This is a genomic window from Leisingera sp. F5, from assembly GCF_001593695.1.
Map to the genome: position 1 here is coordinate 36,447 of NZ_LUKH01000025.1, position 20,462 is coordinate 56,908.

At 61.6% G+C, this 20,462-nt stretch carries 20 protein-coding genes; 11 read left to right on the plus strand and 9 right to left on the minus strand.

Annotated features, from left to right (window positions below):
* Positions 1-101 precede the first annotated feature (101 nt).
* The 5 genes from phnC to A2I95_RS17000 all read left to right on the plus strand — a co-directional run bounded on the left by phnC (position 102) and on the right by A2I95_RS17000 (position 4,892).
* Positions 102-920, plus strand: coding sequence for a phosphonate ABC transporter ATP-binding protein (gene phnC, locus A2I95_RS16980; protein WP_291731326.1), 819 nt, complete (start codon positions 102-104; stop codon positions 918-920).
* A 66-nt stretch (positions 921-986) separates the two neighbouring features.
* Entirely contained in the window at positions 987-1,889 is a 903-nt protein-coding gene (gene phnD / locus A2I95_RS16985) for a phosphonate ABC transporter substrate-binding protein (RefSeq protein WP_291731329.1), read from the plus strand.
* Positions 1,890-2,003: 114 nt separating this feature from the next.
* On the plus strand, positions 2,004-2,873 hold the full coding sequence (gene phnE / locus A2I95_RS16990; protein WP_291731332.1) for a phosphonate ABC transporter, permease protein PhnE: 870 nt from the start codon (positions 2,004-2,006) through the stop codon (positions 2,871-2,873).
* The gene (phnE, locus tag A2I95_RS16995; RefSeq protein ID WP_291731334.1) at positions 2,870-4,252 is read left to right on the plus strand and encodes a phosphonate ABC transporter, permease protein PhnE; all 1,383 of its coding nucleotides are present in this window, start codon (positions 2,870-2,872) and stop codon (positions 4,250-4,252) included. Before phnE (A2I95_RS16990) ends, phnE (A2I95_RS16995) begins: the two co-directional genes overlap by 4 nt.
* A 25-nt stretch (positions 4,253-4,277) precedes the next feature.
* On the plus strand, positions 4,278-4,892 hold the full coding sequence (locus tag A2I95_RS17000) for a chloramphenicol acetyltransferase (RefSeq protein ID WP_291731336.1): 615 nt from the start codon (positions 4,278-4,280) through the stop codon (positions 4,890-4,892).
* 234 nt (positions 4,893-5,126) lie between these two features.
* On the opposite strand, the gene A2I95_RS17005 is transcribed toward A2I95_RS17000, so the two are convergent.
* Together A2I95_RS17005 and gap are read right to left on the minus strand one after the other, a co-directional pair.
* Positions 5,127-6,200, minus strand: a complete 1,074-nt coding sequence (locus A2I95_RS17005; protein WP_291731395.1) for an Mrp/NBP35 family ATP-binding protein — start codon at positions 6,198-6,200, stop codon at positions 5,127-5,129.
* A 306-nt stretch (positions 6,201-6,506) separates the two neighbouring features.
* On the minus strand, positions 6,507-7,535 hold the full coding sequence (gene gap / locus A2I95_RS17010; protein WP_291731338.1) for a type I glyceraldehyde-3-phosphate dehydrogenase: 1,029 nt from the start codon (positions 7,533-7,535) through the stop codon (positions 6,507-6,509).
* A gap of 143 nt (positions 7,536-7,678) precedes the next feature.
* Here gap and A2I95_RS17015 point away from each other — a divergent pair, with 143 nt between their 5' ends.
* Complete coding sequence (locus A2I95_RS17015; RefSeq protein ID WP_291731341.1) at positions 7,679-8,683, plus strand: LacI family DNA-binding transcriptional regulator; 1,005 nt, start codon at positions 7,679-7,681, stop codon at positions 8,681-8,683.
* Positions 8,684-8,831: 148 nt separating this feature from the next.
* Positions 8,832-9,047, plus strand: a complete 216-nt coding sequence (locus A2I95_RS17020) for a hypothetical protein (RefSeq protein ID WP_027256338.1) — start codon at positions 8,832-8,834, stop codon at positions 9,045-9,047.
* 69 nt (positions 9,048-9,116) lie between these two features.
* On the opposite strand, the gene A2I95_RS17025 is transcribed toward A2I95_RS17020, so the two are convergent.
* From A2I95_RS17025 to A2I95_RS17055, 7 genes are all read right to left on the minus strand, one after another.
* Complete coding sequence (locus tag A2I95_RS17025) at positions 9,117-10,262, minus strand: iron-containing alcohol dehydrogenase (protein ID WP_291731344.1); 1,146 nt, start codon at positions 10,260-10,262, stop codon at positions 9,117-9,119.
* Positions 10,263-10,327: 65 nt separating this feature from the next.
* Entirely contained in the window at positions 10,328-11,710 is a 1,383-nt protein-coding gene (locus A2I95_RS17030) for an aldehyde dehydrogenase family protein (protein ID WP_291731346.1), read from the minus strand.
* Positions 11,711-11,810: 100 nt separating this feature from the next.
* A complete protein-coding gene (locus A2I95_RS17035) occupies positions 11,811-13,163 on the minus strand; it encodes a glutamine synthetase family protein (protein WP_291731348.1) in 1,353 nt (450 codons plus the stop codon).
* Positions 13,164-13,279: 116 nt separating this feature from the next.
* Positions 13,280-14,314 (minus strand): TRAP transporter substrate-binding protein, encoded by a 1,035-nt coding sequence (locus A2I95_RS17040; protein ID WP_291731350.1) that lies wholly within the window; start codon positions 14,312-14,314, stop codon positions 13,280-13,282.
* 52 nt (positions 14,315-14,366) lie between these two features.
* The gene (locus A2I95_RS17045) at positions 14,367-15,869 is read right to left on the minus strand and encodes a TRAP transporter large permease subunit (protein WP_291731351.1); all 1,503 of its coding nucleotides are present in this window, start codon (positions 15,867-15,869) and stop codon (positions 14,367-14,369) included.
* On the minus strand, positions 15,869-16,465 hold the full coding sequence (locus A2I95_RS17050) for a TRAP transporter small permease subunit (RefSeq protein WP_291731353.1): 597 nt from the start codon (positions 16,463-16,465) through the stop codon (positions 15,869-15,871). Before A2I95_RS17050 ends, A2I95_RS17045 begins: the two co-directional genes overlap by 1 nt.
* Entirely contained in the window at positions 16,458-17,243 is a 786-nt protein-coding gene (locus tag A2I95_RS17055) for an N-formylglutamate amidohydrolase (RefSeq protein WP_291731354.1), read from the minus strand. Before A2I95_RS17055 ends, A2I95_RS17050 begins: the two co-directional genes overlap by 8 nt.
* Before the next feature lie 152 nt (positions 17,244-17,395).
* Between A2I95_RS17055 and A2I95_RS17060 the strand changes: the two genes are divergently transcribed.
* The 4 genes from A2I95_RS17060 to A2I95_RS17075 all read left to right on the plus strand — a co-directional run bounded on the left by A2I95_RS17060 (position 17,396) and on the right by A2I95_RS17075 (position 20,411).
* Positions 17,396-18,268: a MurR/RpiR family transcriptional regulator gene (locus tag A2I95_RS17060; RefSeq protein ID WP_291731356.1), complete on the plus strand. Its 873-nt coding sequence runs from the start codon at positions 17,396-17,398 to the stop codon at positions 18,266-18,268.
* Between the two features lie 87 nt (positions 18,269-18,355).
* Positions 18,356-18,697 carry a hypothetical protein gene (locus A2I95_RS17065; RefSeq protein ID WP_291731359.1) on the plus strand — a complete coding sequence of 114 codons (342 nt, stop codon included), beginning with the start codon at positions 18,356-18,358 and terminating at the stop codon, positions 18,695-18,697.
* 50 nt (positions 18,698-18,747) lie between these two features.
* On the plus strand, positions 18,748-19,098 hold the full coding sequence (locus A2I95_RS17070; protein ID WP_291731361.1) for a RidA family protein: 351 nt from the start codon (positions 18,748-18,750) through the stop codon (positions 19,096-19,098).
* A 269-nt stretch (positions 19,099-19,367) separates the two neighbouring features.
* The gene (locus A2I95_RS17075; protein ID WP_291731363.1) at positions 19,368-20,411 is read left to right on the plus strand and encodes an Ldh family oxidoreductase; all 1,044 of its coding nucleotides are present in this window, start codon (positions 19,368-19,370) and stop codon (positions 20,409-20,411) included.
* Positions 20,412-20,462: the final 51 nt, after the last annotated feature.

The window sequence follows — 20,462 nt, forward strand, 5'->3', positions numbered from 1 at the left end:
CGCGGGTTGCGCGGGGCGGCGTTACAAAACTTTCACGGCAGTGACACATGAGGTTTGAGCAAGCGCACTAGGCAGGTCCCGAACGAAGAGGGAGCGCCCTGGTGCTGCGCATTGATAAACTGACAAAACGGTTCGGCGGCAAGATTGCGGTGGATACTGCCACGCTGGACATCGATAAGCCCTGCATGATCGGCATCATTGGCCGCTCCGGTGCAGGCAAATCCACGCTTTTGCGGATGCTCAACCGGCTGGAAGATGCCAGTGACGGGCGCATTCTGTTTCAGGACCGTGAAATCACAGGCCTGAACGGCAAGGACAAGCGGGCCTGGCAATCGGACTGCGCGATGATCTTTCAGCAGTTCAATCTGGTGCCGCGGATGGATGTTGTCTCCAACGTGCTGCACGGCACGCTGAACCGGCGCAACGTGATGGCGACGCTGTTCAACCTCTACCCGATGGAGGACATTCACAAGGCAATCGACATCCTGGACCGTCTTGGCATTGCCGAACATGCTGCCAAACGCGCCGAGGCGCTGTCGGGCGGCCAGCAGCAGCGGGTGGCGATTGCCCGTGCGCTGATGCAGGACCCCAAGATCATTCTGGCGGATGAACCGATTGCCTCGCTTGACCCGATGAACGCCCAGACCGTGATGGAGGCGCTGCGCCGTATCCATGAGGAAGACGGACGCACGGTGATTGCCAACCTGCACACGCTGGATACCGCGCGCCGCTATTGCGACCGGGTTGTTGGAATGCGCGACGGGCGCATTGTCTTTGACGGGCTGCCCGAGCAGCTGACCACCGGCGTCGCCCGCGAGATCTATGGCGCCGGGGATGAATTCTCCGAGGCGGCCACCTCAACCGAGATCGAGACTTTGGAACGGGCAGATGCAATGCGCGCCGCCATTCCCGCCGAGTAACCCCGAACTTCTTTTACCGACCCCGCGGGCTGCTCGTCGGGGATTGACCAACCGGAGAGACATGAGATGAAGAAACTGCTTGCTGCCGTTTTGGCAACCACCGTGCTGACTGCCCCCGTTGCGGCAGAGGAAATCAAGGAATTCCGCATCGGCATCCTGGGCGGAGAAAACGCGCAGGACCGTCTGAGCAAACAGGAATGCCTGCGTGAACAGACCGAAGAGCTGCTGGGCGTTGAAACCAAACTGTTTGCACCTGCCGATTATAACGGTGTGATCCAGGGTCTGCTGGGCGGCACCATCGACATGGCCTGGCTGGGCGCATCGGGTTATGCCAAGACCTATCTGTCCAACCCCGAAGCGGTTGAGCCGGTTTTGGTCAAGGTCAATGCGGACGGCGGTTTCGGCTACTATTCGGTTGGCTTTGCGCGCAAGGACAGCGGCGTCGCTTCGCTGGAAGACCTGAAGGGCAAGTCCTTTGGCTTTGGCGATCCGAACTCCACCTCGGGCTACCTGATCCCGTCGATCGAAATCCCGCAAGTGACAGGCGCCACCATGGACTCGGGTGATTACTTTGGTGAAGTGAAATTCACCGGCGGTCATGAGCAGACCATTGTTGCCGTGGCCAATGGCGACGTTGCCGGCGGTGTAAGCTGGGCTGATGGTCTGGGCGAATGGGAAGACGGCTACAATTCCGGCGCCCTGCGTCGCGCGGTGGATGCGGGCCTGGTGGACATGAACGATCTGGTCGAAATCTGGAAGTCCGCGCCGATCCCGGAGGGTCCGTTTGTGCTGCGCACCGAATTGCCTGCGGATGTGAAGGTCAAGATGACCGGCCTGCTGGCCTCGATGAACTCAATCGATCCGGACTGCATGTACAACGTGCTTGGCGGTGAATCGAAAGGCCTGATGCCGATCACCCATGACGCCTACGAGGTGATTATCGAAGCCCGTAAGCTGAAGTCTCAGTAATTTCAGCCAAGTACCTTTGATATTGCGCTCTGCGGGGTCCGGATTTTCCCCTGAGCCCCGCAATTTTCTTGATGGCGCCTGCATTCGCCATCCCTTCAAAACCAGGACCCTTACATGGCAGATCTGACAGCCGCCCGGCCGGGCATCGAGGACATCCGGCAGCAATACACCGCCCATACCCAGCGCAAGCGGCTGTACGGCGGCATACTGCTGGCCATTTTTGTGGCGCTGATGGCGGCGGGGTTCCGCACCGCGGATGCGCGCAATGCCGGCTCTTTTGCCGATGGGTTCACCCGGATCTTCGACTACCCCGCTGAAGTGCTGGCAGAAGCGTCGGAGAAGGCCGCCCAGCTGCCGGGCCATGTGGTGCACTTCTTTCCGGCGCTGGTTGAGACGCTGAACATCGCCGCGGCTTCGACGCTTGTGGGCGCGGCGTTCGGAACCCTGCTGTCGTTGCTGGCAACTCGCGGCATGGCGCCCTGGCCTGCGCTGATCCCGCTGTTCCGCAGGATCAGTGACATCTGCCGTGCGATCCCGGAAATCGTCATCGCGCTGGTTCTGATCTTTGTCCTTGGCGGCGGTCCGGTGCCTGCGATGATCGCCATCGCCATCCATACCGCCGGCGCGCTGGGCAAGCTGTTTTCCGAGGTGAACGAAAATGCTTCATTGAAACCTGTGGAAGGCCTGTCATCGGTCGGCGCCACCTGGGCGCAGCGGATGACGCTGGGGGTGATCCCGCAGGTCGGACCGAACTACGTCAGCTACGCGCTGCTGCGGTTTGAAATCAATATTCGTGCCTCGGCCATTCTTGGTTTTGTCGGGGCAGGCGGCATCGGCTACGAGCTGAAAAATGCCATGTCCTGGGGGCAGGGGCGGTATGACGAGGCCGCTGCGATTTTCCTCCTTCTCTTTGTCACCATTGTTGCCGTCGACCAGCTGTCCGGCATCCTGCGCGACCGTCTGACCCATGGAGCGAAAGCATGACCACTTTCGATACCACTCTCACTCCGGCAGAGCTGAAGCTGGATATTTCAAGGCTGTTCCTGAAGAAGCGGCTGATGGGTTTTGCACTGCCCGCCGCGGTGCTGGCCTATCTGGCCTATGTCTTTGTGGCCTTTGATGTCCTGGGGCTGTGGCAGAAAGCGAGCCTTGAGAACGCCAGAACCCTGGTCAGCGACAGTTACAGCTACAAGACCCATGTGACCCGCGACAACCGCAACGGCGCGGTTTCGGTCTCTATCGAAGGGGAACGCAAGGGCGCCTACCCGGATGGAACAGCACCGGATTGGGTTGCCTTGGGCGAGGGGGGCGGGACCACGGTGATTGACCTTGAGGACGGCCATACCGTCACCTTTGGCCCGGAAATCATCGAATACGCGATCCCCGGCTATGGCACCGTACGCGCCACTCCCAGCCGCAGCGCAGGCGTTCAGGCCGAACTGCCGGCAGGCGAAGTGCCCGGCTGGATCAGCGTTTCCAAAAACCGGCTGGCGGTCAAAACCGGGGCCGGACGCCTGACCGTGACCCGCAACCGGGCCGAAGTGTTCCGCTATTTCGCAGGCTGGGAGCTGTTCTTTTTCACCCTCGACAGCCCTTATTACGGCAAGGGGGCAGGGGAACTGCTGCAGCGTGCTGCCACAGGCGAGGCAGGCGCGATCTTCCAAGAGTTCTGGACCAACAAGATGTGGCGTCATCAGGACGTGGCCTGGGCGATTGCCGAAACACTGCTGATGGCGTTTCTGGGCACTATCGGCGCAGGGATCATCGCACTGCCGCTGGCCTTTGCCGCCACCCGGAACTTCATGCCGTTCCGTGCCTTGCGCTTTACCATGCGCCGACTGTTCGATTTCTTCCGCGGGGTGGACTCGCTGATCTGGACCGTGGTGCTGGCGCGTGCCTTTGGCCCTGGTCCCCTGACCGGTGCGCTGGCGATCCTGGTCACAGACACGGGCACATTCGGCAAGATCTTCTCGGAAGCGCTGGAGAATGTCGACCGGAAGCAGATTGAGGGTGTTGCCTCCACCGGCGCCAAACCGCTGCAGCGTTACCGGTTCGGAGTGATCCCGCAGATCACCCCGGTGCTGCTGAGCCAGCTGCTGTATTTTCTGGAATCCAACACCCGCTCTGCCACCATCATCGGTGCGATCACCGGCGGCGGCATCGGCCTGCTGCTGACCCAGGCGATCATCACCCAGAAGGACTGGGAGGAGGTGGCTTATTACATCACGCTGATCATCCTGATGGTGATGCTGATGGACTGGTTCTCGGGTTGGCTGCGGCGGAAGCTGATCACAGGCGGCAGCGGGCCTGCCAAGCGTAAGGCGGCCAAGGCGCATGAGGGCAGCGCCTTCCTGCTGCCCTGATCCCGGAAGTTTCAGAGGAAAGACCATGGCCCGTTTGCAGGCAGAAGCCCCGTTCCTTCACCCGGAATGCCAGATCACAGACAGCCGGTTCGGGCGCTATGTGGAGATCGGCGCAGGCAGCCGGATCGCGAATTCAGCGGTTGGCAACTACAGCTATTGCGACCGTACCTGCGATATCGCCAACGCGGAGATCGGCAAGTTTGCCAATATTGCCAGTTTTGTCCGGATCGGCGCGACCGATCACCCGATGGAGAAGGCCTCGCTGCACCATTTCCACTATCGTTCGGGCGACTACTGGGACGATGCGGAGCAGGATGCAGAGTGGTTCTCCCGCCGCGCCGGGCGCACGGCCTTTGTCGGCCATGACACATGGATCGGCCATGCTGCGATCATCAAGCCCGAGGTGATCATCGGTCATGGTGCGGTTGTGGCTTCGGGCGCCATCGTGACCAAGGATGTGGCGCCCTACACGATTGTGGGAGGCAACACCGCTAAAGTGATCCGCCGCCGCTATACCGAGGCTGTCGCCGGGCAGATGATGGATCTGGCCTGGTGGGATTGGGACCACGAAACCTTGCGCGCCGCGTTGCCGGATTTCCGAACCTTGCGGGCGGAGGCGTTTCTGGAGAAATATGCCTGATCCGGCGGGCGGGAGGCTCCCGCCTGTTCCTGCGCATTCATAGAATGCCCCTCACAGTTGGGCGTGGCGCCGCTGCGCGGCGAGAAGGGCCTGCTGAGACGCGCTTGATGGGCAATTCTGCCCTTCAAGCGCCGTGTTCATTGTATTGTCTGCCATCCCCGCCTCAAGGGTGAACGGCGCTACGCGCCGCCGCTTTGCGGCCTTTGACCGGGGGACGGCTTAAAGTTGTGTCCCTCAGGCGGCGCCTGCGTCCACCAGCTGGGTGGCGATATCAAGAAACACTTTGGCCTGGGCGCTGTCGGGCTGCGCTGCCACAATTGGAGTGCCGTTGTCGCCGGCCAGGCGCACATCCAGATGCAGTGGCACCTCGCCCAGCAGCGGCACGCCCAGCTTCTTGGCCTCCTGAGCCACGCCGCCATGGCCGAAGACATGTTCTTCGTGGCCGCAGTTTGAGCAGATGTGGGTCGACATGTTTTCAATCATGCCCAGGACCGGCACGTTCATTTTGCGGAACATGTCGATGCCCTTGCGCGCGTCGATCAACGCCACATCCTGCGGGGTGGAGACCACAATGGACCCGTCCACATGGGTCTTTTGCGCTAGCGTCATCTGCACGTCGCCGGTGCCCGGCGGCAGGTCGACGATCAGCACGTCCAGCTCACCCCATTGCACCTGCAAGAGCATCTGCTGAAGCGCGCCCATCAGCATCGGGCCGCGCCAGATCACCGCCTGGTCTTCGCCGGTCATCAGACCCATCGACATCATGGTGACGCCATGGTTGCGCAAAGGCAGGATGGTCTTGCCATCAGGGCTGGCTGGCCGTCCGCTGACACCCAGCATCTTGGGTTGCGACGGGCCGTAAACATCGGCATCCAGCAGCCCCACTTTGCGCCCCTGCATTGCCAGCGCGCAGGCAATATTGGCCGAAACGGTGGACTTTCCAACCCCGCCTTTGCCGGAGGCCACCGCCAGGATCCGTGCCACGCCCGGGACCTTCTGCGGTGAGGTCTGCTGCTGGGCCTGGGCGGGTTGTTTGGGCTTCAGATCCGGCGGCGCCTTCTGCGAATGGGCGGTCAGCATGGCCGAGACCCTCTCGACCCCCGCCAGCGCAGCCACCGCGGCGTCAGCCTGATCGCGGACCGGGCCATAAGCCTCGGACTTGTCAGGGTCGATCTCCAGCACAAAGCGGACGGTGCTGCCCTCGACGGTCACTGCGCGGGCGATGCCTGCGCTGACGATATCATTGCCGCTGACAGGGTCGGCAATAGACTTGAGCGCCTCAAGGACGGTTTCACGGGAGATGGTCACGCCGTTTTTGCTCCTGTAGCTGGTCATGCTTTGCGCCTGTTCTGGCGCAATTCAGCGCGGTATGCCAGCGCTTCGCTGCGTGGAGTTTGATTTGGCGCATCCTGGAGGCAGCTTTTGCGCCAGCTGGTCTTGTCCGGCAGACGGCACGGAGGGTCAGCGGCGGAACGCAGCAGCGCCGCGCGTCAGCGCGGCGCCGGGCCCAACGGGAGGAGGCACCCATGGGGGCTGGACGACGGGCGGGAGGTCCCCGTCAACTGGCTCCTGCCAGCTGGTCCCCGTCAACTGGCTCCTGCCAGCTGGTCCCTGTCAGCTGGCCAGTGCCACCTCGGCAGACTTCATCACCTCGCCGATGCGGCGGCCAGTATCCACCATGCGATTGGAGAATCCCCATTCGTTGTCATACCAGCTGACCACCCGCACCAGCCCTTCGGCGGTGACAGCAGTCTGTGCCGCAGCAAAACAGCTGGAATGCGGGTCGTGGTTGAAATCGACCGAGACCAGCGGGTCTTCTTCATAGGACAGGATACCTGCCAGCCGACTTTCTGCTGCTGCTTTCACTGCGGCATTCACGGTTTCCACAGTGGCGGCGCGTTCCGGCACAAAACTGAGGTCCACCACGGACACATTCGCGGTGGGCACGCGGATTGCCGAACCCTCCAGCCGCCCCTTCAGATGCGGCAGCACCTCGGAGATCGCCCGGGCCGCTCCGGTAGAGGTGGGGATCATCGACAGCGAAGCAGCGCGGGCGCGGTACAGGTCCGAGTGGCTGGTGTCATGGGTCGGCTGGTCGCCGGTATAGGCGTGGATCGTGGTCATGTAGCCGGTTTTGATGCCAAAGGCGTCGTCCAGAACCTTGGCCAGCGGCGCCAGGCAGTTGGTGGTGCAGGAGGCGTTGGAGACGATCATATCGTCCGCCGTCAGATCCATGTGGTTGACGCCGTAGACCACGGTGCGGTCGGCATCTTTGCCGGGGGCGGAGATCAGCACCCGTTTGGAACCGTTCTTTAGATGCCGCACAGCGTCACCGCGGGCCGTGAACAGTCCGGTGCATTCATAGGCGATATCGACATCCTGCCAGGGCAGCTCCTCCGGATTGCGGATGGCGCTCAGCCGGATGCTGTGACGGCCCACCCGGATCAGGTCATCGGCCAGGAACACGGGCGTCTTCAGGCGTCCATGCACGCTGTCGTATTTCAACAGATGCACCAGGGTCTCGGGCGGCGACAGGTCGTTGATGGCAACAACTTCGATGTCTTGTTCGCTGCTTTCCAGAAGCGCCCGCAGCACCCCGCGGCCAATCCGTCCAAATCCGTTGATTGCGATTTTCAGTGTCATGCCTCACCTCTGGCTGCTGGACCGGGATGATTCCGGTATCGATAACGTTTGCGATACCGATATCGATAACGGGTGCGAAAATCAACCCCTGTGCCGGCAGAGCAGCCCTTGCGGCTGCCCGCAAACTGCTTGACCATGGGCGCATGACCAAGAAACTGCTGCTGAAAGACGTGGCCCACCTGGCCGGCGTCAGCGAGATGACCGCCTCCCGCGCCCTGCGCGGGGCCCCGGATGTGTCCGCCAAAACCAAGGCCAAGGTCGAAGAGATCGCCCGCAGCCATGGCTATGTGCCCAATCGGATTGCCGGCTCGCTGTCTTCGCAATCGGTCAATCTGGTGGCGGTGGTGGTGCCGTCGCTGAACAGCTTTGTCTTTCCTGAGGTGCTCTCGGGTATCTCCGCCGTTCTGAAGGGCAGCCCGCTGAAGCCGGTGGTGGGGATCTCCGGATATGACCTTGAGGAAGAGGAAGGCGTTATCCGCGAAATGCTCAGCTGGCGCCCGTCCGGGTTGATTGCCGCAGGTCTGGAACATACCGGGACGACACGGCGGATGCTGCAGCAGGCCGACTGTCCGGTGGTCGAGGTGATGGATGTGGACGGCGACCCGGTCCGCCACTGCGTCGGCATTTCGCATCTGCAGGCAGGCCGCGACATGGCAGATCAAATTCTGGCCTGCGGTTACCGCAAGATCGGCTTCATCGGCACCAAGATGCCGCAGGACTTCCGCGCCCGGAAACGCTTTGACGGCTTCACGGATGGTCTGGCCGCCCAGGGTGTCGCCCTAGGTGATATTGAGCACTACGCCGGCGAAAGCGCGATTCTGACCGGCCGCCAGCTGACATCGCAGATGCTGGAGCGCAGCCCGGAGCTTGATTGCATCTACTATTCCAGCGACGTGATGAGTGTTGGCGGCTTGATGCATTGCCTGGCCGCAGGCCTGTCGGTGCCGGGCGATATTGCGCTGGCCGGCTTCAACAATCTGCAGATCCTGCAGGGCATGCCGCAGCAACTGGCCACAACGGACGCCTGCCGCCGTGAGATTGGCGAGCGCGCAGCGCGGGTCATCCTGCAATCGCGCGAGGCTGGCAGCACGGACAGTCTGGTGTTCGACCGGCTGTGCCCCGCGATCAGCCTGGGTGAGACGCTCTGACAGCTCCCCAGTGGCTGAAACCGGCGGCGTTTCCGGCATTCGGGGCAGGGCGGGGCTGTTTTTGGGCGCTTTCCTGTGGCTTTGCGGCCCGCCATGGGGCAGCCTGTAGGCAGCCAGTTCAGACCAGCCAACCGGAAAAGGAGCTCAGATGCCCCAGTACAACGACATGTTCGAACTGTCCGTTACGGATATGGAGCTGATAGAGACCGCCCTGCAAACCACAAGGGACACTCTGTCAGAGGCCCAACCGGCAGCGGGCAGCAGCGAGGACGAGACGCTGCGCCGCGTGCACGAGCTTTTGGGCCGGCTGCACAATCAGAAGATTTTCTACTACCCCAAGGACAAGGTCTACGTCAGCGGCTGATGCTGTGCCGGAATGAAAAAGCGCTCCCCGCCGGGCGGAGAGCGCTGAAATCCGGCAAAAAGCCCTTGCTTAAATCGCAGCCTTGAACAGCTGGGTGAGGTTCTCCTCAGTCAGTTCAATCGGGTTGCCGCCGCAGGAGGGGTCGATGATGGCGCCTTTGACCAAGTCGGGGATGGCCGCTTCGGTGACGCCCAGATCTGCCAGCTTGCGGGGAATCCCAAGGCTATCGTTCAGCTCCTGCACAAAGGTACAGAAGCCGTCAAAGCCGCCTTCAATTCCCAGGTATGCTGCCGCCATGGTGAACCGGTCCGCGATTGCGGGCGCGTTGAATTCCAGAACCGCTGGCATGCAGACCGCATTGGTGGTGCCATGGTGGGTGTTGAAATGGGCGCCGATGGGGTGGCTCATCGCGTGGATGGCGCCGAGGCCCTTCATGAAGGCGGTGGCCCCCATCGCCGCGGCAGACATCATCTGCGCGCGCGCCTCGATATCGGTACCGTCGGCATAGGCGCGCGGCAGGTAGTCCTTGACCAGCCGCATCCCCTCCAGCGCGATGCCCTGCGACATCGGGTGGTAGTGCGGGCTGGAAAACGCCTCAACGCAATGGGCAAAGGCATCCAGGCCGGTGCCTGCGGTGATGAATTTGGGCATGCCCACCGTCAGCTCGGGATCGCAGATCACCACCGCCGGCAGTACCTTGGGGTGGAAGATGATCTTCTTCTGGTGGCTGACACTGTCGGTGATGACGCTGGCACGGCCCACTTCAGATCCGGTGCCTGCGGTGGTCGGCACCGCGATGATCGGCGCGATGGCATCGGCATCGGCGCGGGTCCACCAGTCGCCGATGTCCTCAAAATCCCAGACCGGGCGGGTCTGACCGGCCATGAAGGCCACCATCTTACCCAAGTCCAGTCCCGAGCCGCCGCCAAAGGCGATCACCCCGTCATGGCCGCCCGCTTTATAGGCTTCGACACCGGCGTCCAGGTTTTTTTCATTCGGGTTCGGATCCACGTCCGAGAACATACCGCGGCCCAGCCCAGCGGCTTCCATGATGTCGAGGGTGCCCTGGGTGACAGGCAGATCGGCCAGCCCCTTGTCGGTGACCAGCAAGGGCTTGGTGATGCCGGCAGCGGCGCAAGCCTCGGCCAGTTCCTTGATCCGGCCGGCGCCGAATTTGATTGCGGTCGGGTAGGACCAGTTTCCGTTAAGGCTCATGTCGTCGTTCCTTTGATGCAATGGCCCGCCCCGGGGAGGAGACGCCGGGGCGGGCGGGGCCGCCTTCAGCCGGTCACCTTCTTGAGGTGGTAAGACTTCGGGCGGGTCAGATTGTGATAGCCGATGACCGACAACCCGCCGCCGCGGCCGGTGTCCTTGCAGCCGGTCCAGCACAGGCCCGGATCCAGATAATCGGCGCGGTTCATGAACACGGTGCCGGTCTCGATCCGGTCCCCGACGGCTTGCGCCCGTTCCACGTCCCTGGTCCAGAGCGAGGCGGTGAGGCCGAAGTCGCTGTCATTCATCAGCCGGATGGCTTCCTCGTCGGAGGAGACCTTCATGATGCCCACCACCGGGCCAAAGCTTTCCTCGCGCATCACCCGCATGTCATGGGTGACTCCCGTCAGGATCTGGGGTGTCAGATAGGCGCCGCCATCGTCTTCGGCAAAGGTTTCGATATGGGCCACGGCGCCAGCCTCGACCGCCTCGGCGATCTGGCCGCGTACTTCGCCTGCAAACCGCACATTGGCCATCGGGCCGATGGTGGTCTCCGCATCCAGCGGGTTGCCCAGCTTGTAGCCCTTCACGATGGCAATGGCCTTCTCCAGGAAGGCGTCATAGAGGCTTTCATGCACATAGATCCGCTCGATACCGCAGCAGCACTGGCCGGAGTTGAACATCGCGCCGTCAATCAGCGTGTCCACCGCCGCGTCCAGATCAGCGTCCTCCATCACATAGCCCGGATCCTTGCCGCCCAGCTCGGTGCCGACGCCGGTGAAAGTGCCCGCCGCTGCACGTTCCATCGCCTGGCCGCCGCCCACTGATCCGGTGAAATTCACGAAATTGAACGCCTTCTCTGCAATCAGTGCCGAGGTGGTGTCATGGTCCAAAAAGACATTCTGGAACACATCCGCAGGCACACCCGCCGAAGCAAAAGCCTGCGCCATTCGCTCGCCTGCCAGCAGCGTCTGGGTGGCGTGCTTCAGCACCACTGCATTGCCTGCGATCAGGGCCGGGGCCACAGTGTTGATTGCGGTCATATAGGGGTAGTTCCATGGCGCCACGACAAGCACGACCCCATGCGGGACACGCCTGATATAGCGTTTGAAACCGGCGTCCTCGCCAACCTCGATATCGGCCAGCGATTCCACAGCAATCTTCGCCATATGCGAGGCACGTTCGTTAAAGCCGCCGAACTCGCCGCCATAACGCACCGGCCGGCCCATCATATGGGCCAGTTCCGGCACGATTTCATCGTTCATCGCGCCAACGGCAGCGACGCCTGCCATCACCAGGCCGATCCGCTCCTGCAGGGAGCGAGCGGCCCAGGCGGTCTGGGCCGCTCGGGCGCGCGCCGCCGCGTCAAAAGCCGCCTCGCGCGACAAGGTTTCGCGTTCGGCAAAAACCGATCCGTCGATCGGCGAGATGCACTTCAGTGTCTGGCCCATGCCATCAACTCCATTCCAAGAGGCACTGCCGCCCCTGCTTCTTTCTGGTCAAAAATACCTCGGGGGTCAGGGGGCTGGCCCCCGGTCCGCCGGGGCCGGATCACGCCCGCTCGAAGCCGCGCGCGATCTCGTAATCGGTAACCACGCGGTCAAACTCCTCGATCTCCACCTCGGCGGCGCGCACGTAGTGGTCCACCACCTCATCACCCAAAGCCGCACGCAGCATCGCAGAGCCTTTCAGCGCCGCCGCTGCATCGCGCAGGGTGCCGGGGATCATGCCGCTGTCGCCCTGGTAGACATCCCCCTTGGCAGGCGGCTGCAAGTCCAGTCCTTCCTCAATGCCGGCAATGCCCGCCGCCAGCATGCCTGCCATCGCCAAATAGGGGTCCATGTCGGAGCCCGGAATGCGGCATTCGACCCGGATCGCCTTTGTGCCGTCGCCGCAGAGCCGGTAACCCGCAGTGCGGTTGTCCACCGACCAGATGATGCGGGTCGGCGCAAAGGTGCCCTTCATGAACCGTTTGTAGCTGTTGATGTAAGGCGCCATGAAGGCGGTGTAGTCGGGCGCGTATTTCAGCAACCCACCCATGTAGTTTTTCATCAGCTGCGACATGCCCAGCTCATCTGACGGGTCATGAAACGCGGGCTTGCCGTCCTGCCACAGCGACTGATGCACATGGCTGGAAGAGCCGACTTTATCGTGGCTCCATTTCGGCAGGAAGGTTACCGCATGGCCTTGCTGGTGGGCGATTTCCTTCACCGCGTGTTTCGCGATGGTGTGGTACTCCGCCGTGTCCATCGCCGCGGCGTATTTGATGTTCAGCTCTTCCTGGCCGGTCTCTGCCTCGCCCTTGGAGTTCTCAATCGGCAGGCCCGCATCCCACAAGTGGTTGCGGATCGGGCGCATCACATGCTCCTCGCGGGAGGTTTGCAGGATGCTGTAATCCTCGTTGTAGCCCGAGATCGGCGCCAAATCGCGAAAGCCCGATTTGCGGATCTCGTCAAAGCTCTTCTCAAAAAGGAAAAACTCAAGCTCAGTGGCGCACATGGCGTCATAGCCCATCGCCTTAAGCCGGTTCACCTGGCGTTTCAGGATCGCGCGCGGCGAATGTGAAATCTCCTCGTGGGAATGGTGATCCAGCACGTCGCACAGCACCATCACGGTACCTTCCAGCCACGGCACCGGGCGCAGCGTCGCCAGATCCGGCTTCATCACATAATCGCCATAGCCGTTTTCCCAGCTGGTCGAGGCATAGCCATCCGGAGTCGCCATCTCCAGGTCCGTCGCCAGCAGATAGTTGCAGCAATGGGTCTCTTCCCAGGCGCCAGCAACGAAATGCTTGGCGTGGAAACGCTTGCCCATCAGCCGTCCCTGCATGTCCACAAGACACACCAGAACCGTGTCGACCAGACCCGAAGAAACCTGGGATTTCAAATCATCGAAGGAGAGCATGAGCAGCCCTTTGCGTGTTCAGGCCAAAACTTTTCCTCAAAAGTTTTGGCAAATTCCTTGAGTAAGGAATTTGGCCCGCTGCGGTGCAGGCCAAATCCTGTTTTTCAACCAGTCCCTTAGCCGTAGCGGTAGGGGCGGCCCGCTTTTTGCATGTCGGCGTTGTACTTCTTGAAGATCTCGACAACCTTTGCCTTTGTTTCGGATTCGGCTGCGATCTCGTCCCAGAACTTCACTGCCGCGTCTTCGACTTGTGCCCATTCGTCATCCGGAATGGTGGTCAGTTTCATGTCGCTGCCGTTGACGCGCAGGTTGGCTTCACCGCCCCAGTACCACCACTGGCGGTAGTAGTGCGACTGGTCGCAGCAGACACGGAACAGGGTCTGCAGGTCTTCCGGCAGTTCATTCCAGCGGCCCTGGTTGGCAAAGAACGACCCCGCCCAGGCGCCGGAGATGTTGTTGGTCAGGAAATAGTCGGTGACCTTGGACCAGCCGACGGTGTAATCCTCGGTGATGCCGGACCAGGCGATGCCGTCCAGCTCGCCGGTCTGCACCGCGACTTCGATGTCTTCCCAGGGCAGGGTGACCGGCACCACGCCGAACTGCGACAGGAAGCGGCCCGCGGTCGGGAAGGTGAAGACGCGCTTGCCCTTCAGATCCGCCAGCGAGTTGATCGGGTCCTTGGTGGCAAAATGGCAGGGGTCCCAGGCGCCGGCCGAGATGTGCTTGACGCCGACCTTGGAATATTCCGCGTCCCAGATCTCGTTCAGGCCGTACTGGTTGAACAGGACCGGCACGTCCAGCGAGTAGCGCGAGGCGAAGGGGAAGTAGCCGCCGAACACGGTGACCTCGGTGGGCGAGGCCATCGAGTCATCATCCGACTGCACCGCGTCGATGGTGCCGCGCTGCATGGCGCGGAACAGCTCACCGGTGGGGACCAGCTGATCGGCGTAGAACAGCTCGATCTGCATCCGGTCGCCGGCGATCTTGTTGAACATGTCGATGGCGGGTTTGATCACATGTTCACCCAGTGCCGCGCCGGCATAGGTCTGCATCCGCCATGTGATGGTGGATTGGGCAAGGGCCGGGGTGGCCAGCGGTGCCGCCATGGCGCCAACGCCCGCGGTCTTCAGAAACTTACGTCTTGTTGTCATTATTCTCACTCCTTGTTGAAATATCGGGCCCCTTGGCAGGACTCTTGCTTGGTTATCTTCCGTAGACATATTCCGGCAGCCACAGGGCGATTTGCGGGAATATCATGATCAGGGCCAGCGCCAGCACCATCACTGCAGCAAACGGGATGATCGAGACATAGATGTCCTTCAGCCCGATTTCCGGCGGCGCCATCGCCCGCATCAGGAACAGGTTATAGCCGAAGGGCGGCGTCATATAGGCGATCTGGGTGGTGATGGTGTACAGCACACCATACCAGATCAGATCGAAGCCAAGCGCTCCCACCAGCGGCACATAAAGCGGCGCGACGATCACCAGCATCGCGGTGTCATCCAGGAAGGTGCCCATCACGATGAAGCTCAGCTGCATCAGGATCAGGATCATCCAGGGGGACAGGCCCAGCTTGGTGGTGAACAGGTCTTCGATAGCCTTGACCGCGCCAAGGCCGTCAAAGATCGCTCCAAAGGCAAGGGCTGCCAGGATGATCCACATAAACATGCAGGAGATGCCAAGGGTTGAGCGCACCGAGGTTTCGAACACGTCCTTGGTCATCCGCCCCTTAAGCACCGCGGCAATAAAGGCAGTCATGGCGCCAATCGCCGAGCTTTCAACCAGCGAGGTCCAGCCGTTCACAAAGGGCACCATCATGGCGGCGAAAATCGCCAAGGGCAGCACTCCGGAGAACAGCAGACGGTACTTCTCCTTCATGAACACGTCTTTGTAGAACAGGGCATTCTTACGGGTCAGGAAGGACAGCGCGCCCAAGGCAAGCGCCAGGCCAAGCGCGGGTTTGGCCTCCAGCGCGCCGGTTTTGATCAGCAGCGGCACCAGCACCAGCGCACCCAAAATGATGTAGTTCAGGCGCAGCGGGTGGTCGGTGATCTGCTCGTATTTGGCCAGATCCTCGGGGTGCATGGCCGGACCCAGATCGGGCTGCATGCGGGAGCGGACATAGATGTAGATAATGAACATCGTAGCCATCAGCAGGCCGGGGATCACGCCTGCCAGCCACAGCTGGCCCACCGGCTGGCGGGCGATCATCGCATAAAGCACCAGAACCACCGAGGGCGGCACCAGGATGCCAAGGGAGGAACCCGCTTGAATGGTGCCGGTCACCAGGATCTTGTCATAGCCGCGGCGCAGCAGTTCCGGCAGCGCGATGGTCGCGCCAATCGCCATGCCTGCCACTGACAGGCCATTCATCGCCGAGATCAATACCATCAGGCCGATCGTGCCGATGGCGAGCCCGCCTTTCACCGGCCCCATCCACACGTGGAACATCCGGTAAAGGTCGTCAGCAATCTTTGATTCCGACAGCACGTAGCCCATGAAAATGAACATCGGCAGGGTCAGCAGCGGATACCACTTCATCAGCTTCATCGCCGCGGAGAAGGGGATCTCCACCCCGCCGGTGCCCCACAAGAGCATGCCCGCAACCGCGCCGACAAAGCCGATGGCGCCAAACACCCTCTGGCCGGTCATCAGCATCAGCATCATGCCGGCAAACATGACGATAGCAATCCATTCATAGGACATCAGATTTCAACTCCGCGCAGGCGTCCGATATCCCGGAACAATTCGGCAAGGCATTGCAGCAGCATCAGAAAGACGCCGAAGCAGAGGATGGTTTTGACAGGCCACAGGAACGGCCGCCAGGCGGTGGAGCTGCGCTCGAGATAGCCGATCTTTTCACCCGCAGCGGCGGGGCCCTCGCTCAGCAGGGTTTTGAGCAGGTCCCAAAAGAACTGCACCGGCTCCAGCCCGAAGTAACCCAGGGAATAGGCGGTGGAGCTGAGTGCCCCGTACATCAGGATCACCAGGTAAGTGATCAGGAACAGCACGGTGAAAGCATCGACCATCGCCTTGGTTTTTGTCGACCAGGCGCCATAAAACAGATCCATCCGCACATTTGATCCCATCTGGATCGAATATGGTCCGCCCAGAATGTAATAGGCTACCATCACAAACTGCGCCGTCTCCAGCGTCCAGTGCGACGGGTCGAAAAAGGTCTTGGACACCGACGACCACAAGAGGACCCCGATCAGGGCAAAGATCAGATACATGGCAAAACGGCCGATGAAACGATTCATCGCGTCGATGCCGCGTACATAGGCCCTTATTAGTTTAGGCATCACGGCCTCCCTCAGCCGTCAGCGCGGCCAGGGCCGGGCGCAGCAATGTCAGCATTTCTTCTGCCATGGCCTCTTCCTCTTCCGGTGTTGCGACCAGATCATTGCGGATTTCAATCATCACATTGGCCAGCCCATGCGCCAATCCGTGGATTTTCAGCGAATGGGTGACGCCATCTGCAGGGCCATAGGGTTCATTGCGCTCCACCCTGCGGTGCGGCAGGGCAGGGGCTGCGGCCAGCATTGCGTCGGCCAGGCGGCTGTCGGCGTCGTGCAGGATGCCGATCTCCACCGCGCGGTTCTCGCCGTAATAGACCGGGGTGAAGCTGTGCATGGTAACCAGAACGGTTTGCAGCCCGGCAACTTTGCGGGTCTTGATCAACCCGGCGACAGTGTTGCAAAACGGCTTATAGACCGTGTCCGTACGCTCCTGCCGTTGCGCTGCGGTCAGGCCTTTGTTGCCCGGTACCTCTACCAGTTCGGATTTCTCCGGCATGGCGCTGGCGGCCTCGGGCGGGCGGTTGCAGTCGTAGACCAGCCGCGACACGGTGCTGGCCACCAGCGGGGCATTCAGCACTTGGGACATATGCAGAGCAATGGCCCGCGCGCCGGGATCCCAGGCGGCATGGCTCAGCCGGTCCTCGCCCCGCAGCCCCAGTCCGTTATAGCGTGCCGGGATATTGCTGGAAGCGTGCTCGCACAGTAGCAGAACCGGGCTGGGGCCCTCACGGTTCACCACCTCCACTGCCTCCCCCTGAGCGTGAGAATCGCTCTCTCGCATATGCTGCCTCCCTGCGATTTGGAAAAATCTTTCCATGAAGAGATATTTGTGTCAATATCTTTTCATGACCGGTTTCGCACAGAGATTCCTGAAACTTTCTTTTCAGGCCGGACCCGGATAGGAAAGTGTCTGTTCAAAGCAGGAATGCCCCGTTGACGAAACCGCCAGCCACCGTTCGCGAGTTGATCCGCGAGAGCTATTCCGCGCTCACCCAGTCCGAACGCAAGTTCGCAAATCTGCTGCTGGAAAATTACCCTGCGGCAGGATTGGCTTCGATCACCATTGTGGCCGGCAATGCTGATGTCTCGACACCGACCGTGGCGCGGATGGTGCAGAAACTGGGCTTCAAAGGGTACCCGCAATTCCATCAGGCACTGCTGAAGGAACTGGAGGCCAAAGTCTCCGGTCCGACCAAGCGGCGCGACAATTGGGCGACCGAGGCGCCCGAGGGTCACCTGCTGAACAGATTTGCACAGGCTGTGACCGACAACCTGCAACAGACGTTTTCCAACATCGACACCGCACAGTTCGATGCGGCGGTGCATCAGCTGTCAAACACCGAGGGGCGGCTTTATGTGGTTGGCGGCCGCATCACCAGGGCACTGGCGGATTACGCCTTTACCCATTTCCAGGCGATCCGGCAGCGGGTCACCCATATGACGTCTTCCTCCGCCACTTGGCCGCACTATGTGCTGGATATGGTCGAGGGCGACACGTTGCTGTTGTTCGACGTGCGCCGCTATGAAACCAACCTGCAGCGCTTGGCTGAACTCGCCTCTGAACGCGGGGTGAAAATTGTTCTTATCACGGATCAATGGGCCAGCCCGATTGCGTCGGTTGCCGAACATACCTTCAACTGCTGGGTCGAGATCCCATCTGCCTGGGACTCCAACATCTCCACTATGATGCTCTTGGAGGCGATGATCGCGGCCACCCAGGAGGAAAGCTGGGACAAAACCAAGGACCGCTACGACCGCCTGGATGAGCTGTTCGACATGACCCGCCTGTTCCGGAAGTTCTCCTGATCAGAAAACAGGCTGCTGCATGGACATTGCCCTCCGGTTGCGCCTTACTGGGCACCAAGCCGGTTTCCTTCAGGCAGGAGTATTCAAATGCGACTAATCGGATTTCTGATGCTGGCCGCGCTCGCCGCAGCACCCGCCGCGGCCAACCCGCTCAGCCGTATTCTGGCCAAGTCAGGGCTGACTCCGCAGGACACTAACATCATGCGCCAAGCCGAAAAGTCCCTTTTGGCCGAGGCGCAGGGCGGCACTGGGAAACGGGCCAAATGGACCAATCCGGACAGTGGTGCATATGGTGAGGTTCGGGTGGCCGGCAAGGAGGGCGATTGCTTGCTCTTGCAGCATCAGGCCTTCCTCAAAGATAGCCAGGACCCCAAGCAGGTCCGGCGCAGGTTTTGCCCGTCGGGGGATGACTGGCTGCTGACCCAGTAGCCCTGCGCACAAACACAAGACGTCTCAATCAGTCAAAGGGAGATAACGGGATGCCTGACATTACCCGCAAACATATTGGCCCGCGCATGAGCCAGATCGTGACCCACGGCGATACCATCTATCTGGCAGGCCAGGTCGGCACTGCCGGTGCCAGCGTGGCGCAGCAGACCCAGGACTGCCTGGGCAAGATCGACGCGCTGCTGGCAGAGGCAGGCAGCGACAAGACCCGCATCCTGCAGACGGTGATCTGGCTTGCCGACATGAAGGATTTTGCCGAGATGAACGCTGTTTGGGACGCCTGGATCCCTGAAGGCCACACCCCGGCACGCGCCTGCGGCGAGGCGAAGCTGGCCCGCGAGGATTTTCTGGTCGAGTTTATCGTCACCGCTGCCAAGGCCTGACCCCGGCGGCAGTCCTGTTCAGGCCCCCCATCGCTCCTGCGCCGCCCGTGAATGCCCAAGGCGGCGCGCAACGGCCTGAATGGCGGCAATCTGGTGGAACGGGATAGCAATCCTTGCAGCATAGGTTGTTCAAAGTTGTCTTCTTTTCCTGTTGCTGCAAGATCGTAGAGTGATTGGTACAGGCAGGGGGGCGGAGTACGCGGCATGGCAGATTATTCTCTCTCACACAGCAGCCAGGGTCCAATACTCAATTGGGGGCGTACGCGTTGATGCAACCAACAGCTTCCAAGCTCACCCTGCGGGGGAGCCGCACATCCGTTGAAGCGGCTGAGGCGGAAGGCCTGATCCGCAAAATTTTCGTTAGCCTGGGGTACAGCCCTGAAGTCTCGGCGCAGGTGGCGCATCATTTGACCGACACCAGCCTGTGCGGCGTGGAAAGCCACGGCGTGATGCGGGTGCTGGAATATGCCAACCAAACGCGGTCAGGCTATCTTGACCCCAAGGGTACGGCGCGTGCCTTCCGGGACAGCCGCGGTGTAATGCGGGTCGAGGGCGGCGGCAGTATTGGCATCCCGGCGATGCAGCTTGCCTACGAAACCGGCATCGCGGAGGCGCGGGAACGCGGGATTTCGGCGCTTTCCATCCGTCATGCGGGCCACACCGGCCGCCATGGCGCCTTTGCCGACATGGTAGCAGAGCAGGGTTTTCTGACCATCTGCATGTGCGGCGGCAACCGTCAGACCTGGCGCCAGGTGGCGCCCCATGGCGGCGCGCAGGCCAAATTGCCGACCAACCCCTGGTGCGCAGGCATCCCGGGAGGCGCGCAGGGGCCGGTGGTGCTGGACTTTGCGACATCCAAAATTGCCGGCGGCTGGATCTACGCCGCGAAATCCGCAGGCGCGCTGCTGCCAGAGGGCTGCGTGATCGACCGCAATGGCAACCCGACCCGCGATCCCGAAGACTATTTTGCGGGCGGCGCCATCCTGCCTGCTGGCGCACAAAAGGGCTATGCGCTGGCGCTGGTGGCTGAACTCATCGGCGAGGCGATGCTGGGGCCGTCCACAACCGAATGCAACTGGCTGCTGATCACCCTGGAGGCCGCCCGGTTCCGCGACGCACCAGCCATGCAGGCTGCGGCCGAAGAGGTGCTGGCCGATCTGCGCAGCTGCCCGCCGGCACCGGGGGTTGAGCGGGTGGAGATCCCGGGAGAGCGTGAACGCAATCATCGCACTGCATCGGAGGGACGGATCGCGGTGCCAATGGAGACCTGGCGCCAGATCCAGGAGCTGGCCGAAAGCCTGGGCGCGGCATGATCAGATGAGCGGTGAAGCCTGCCCGTTCCGTCAAGCCAACGGTTTTCCCTC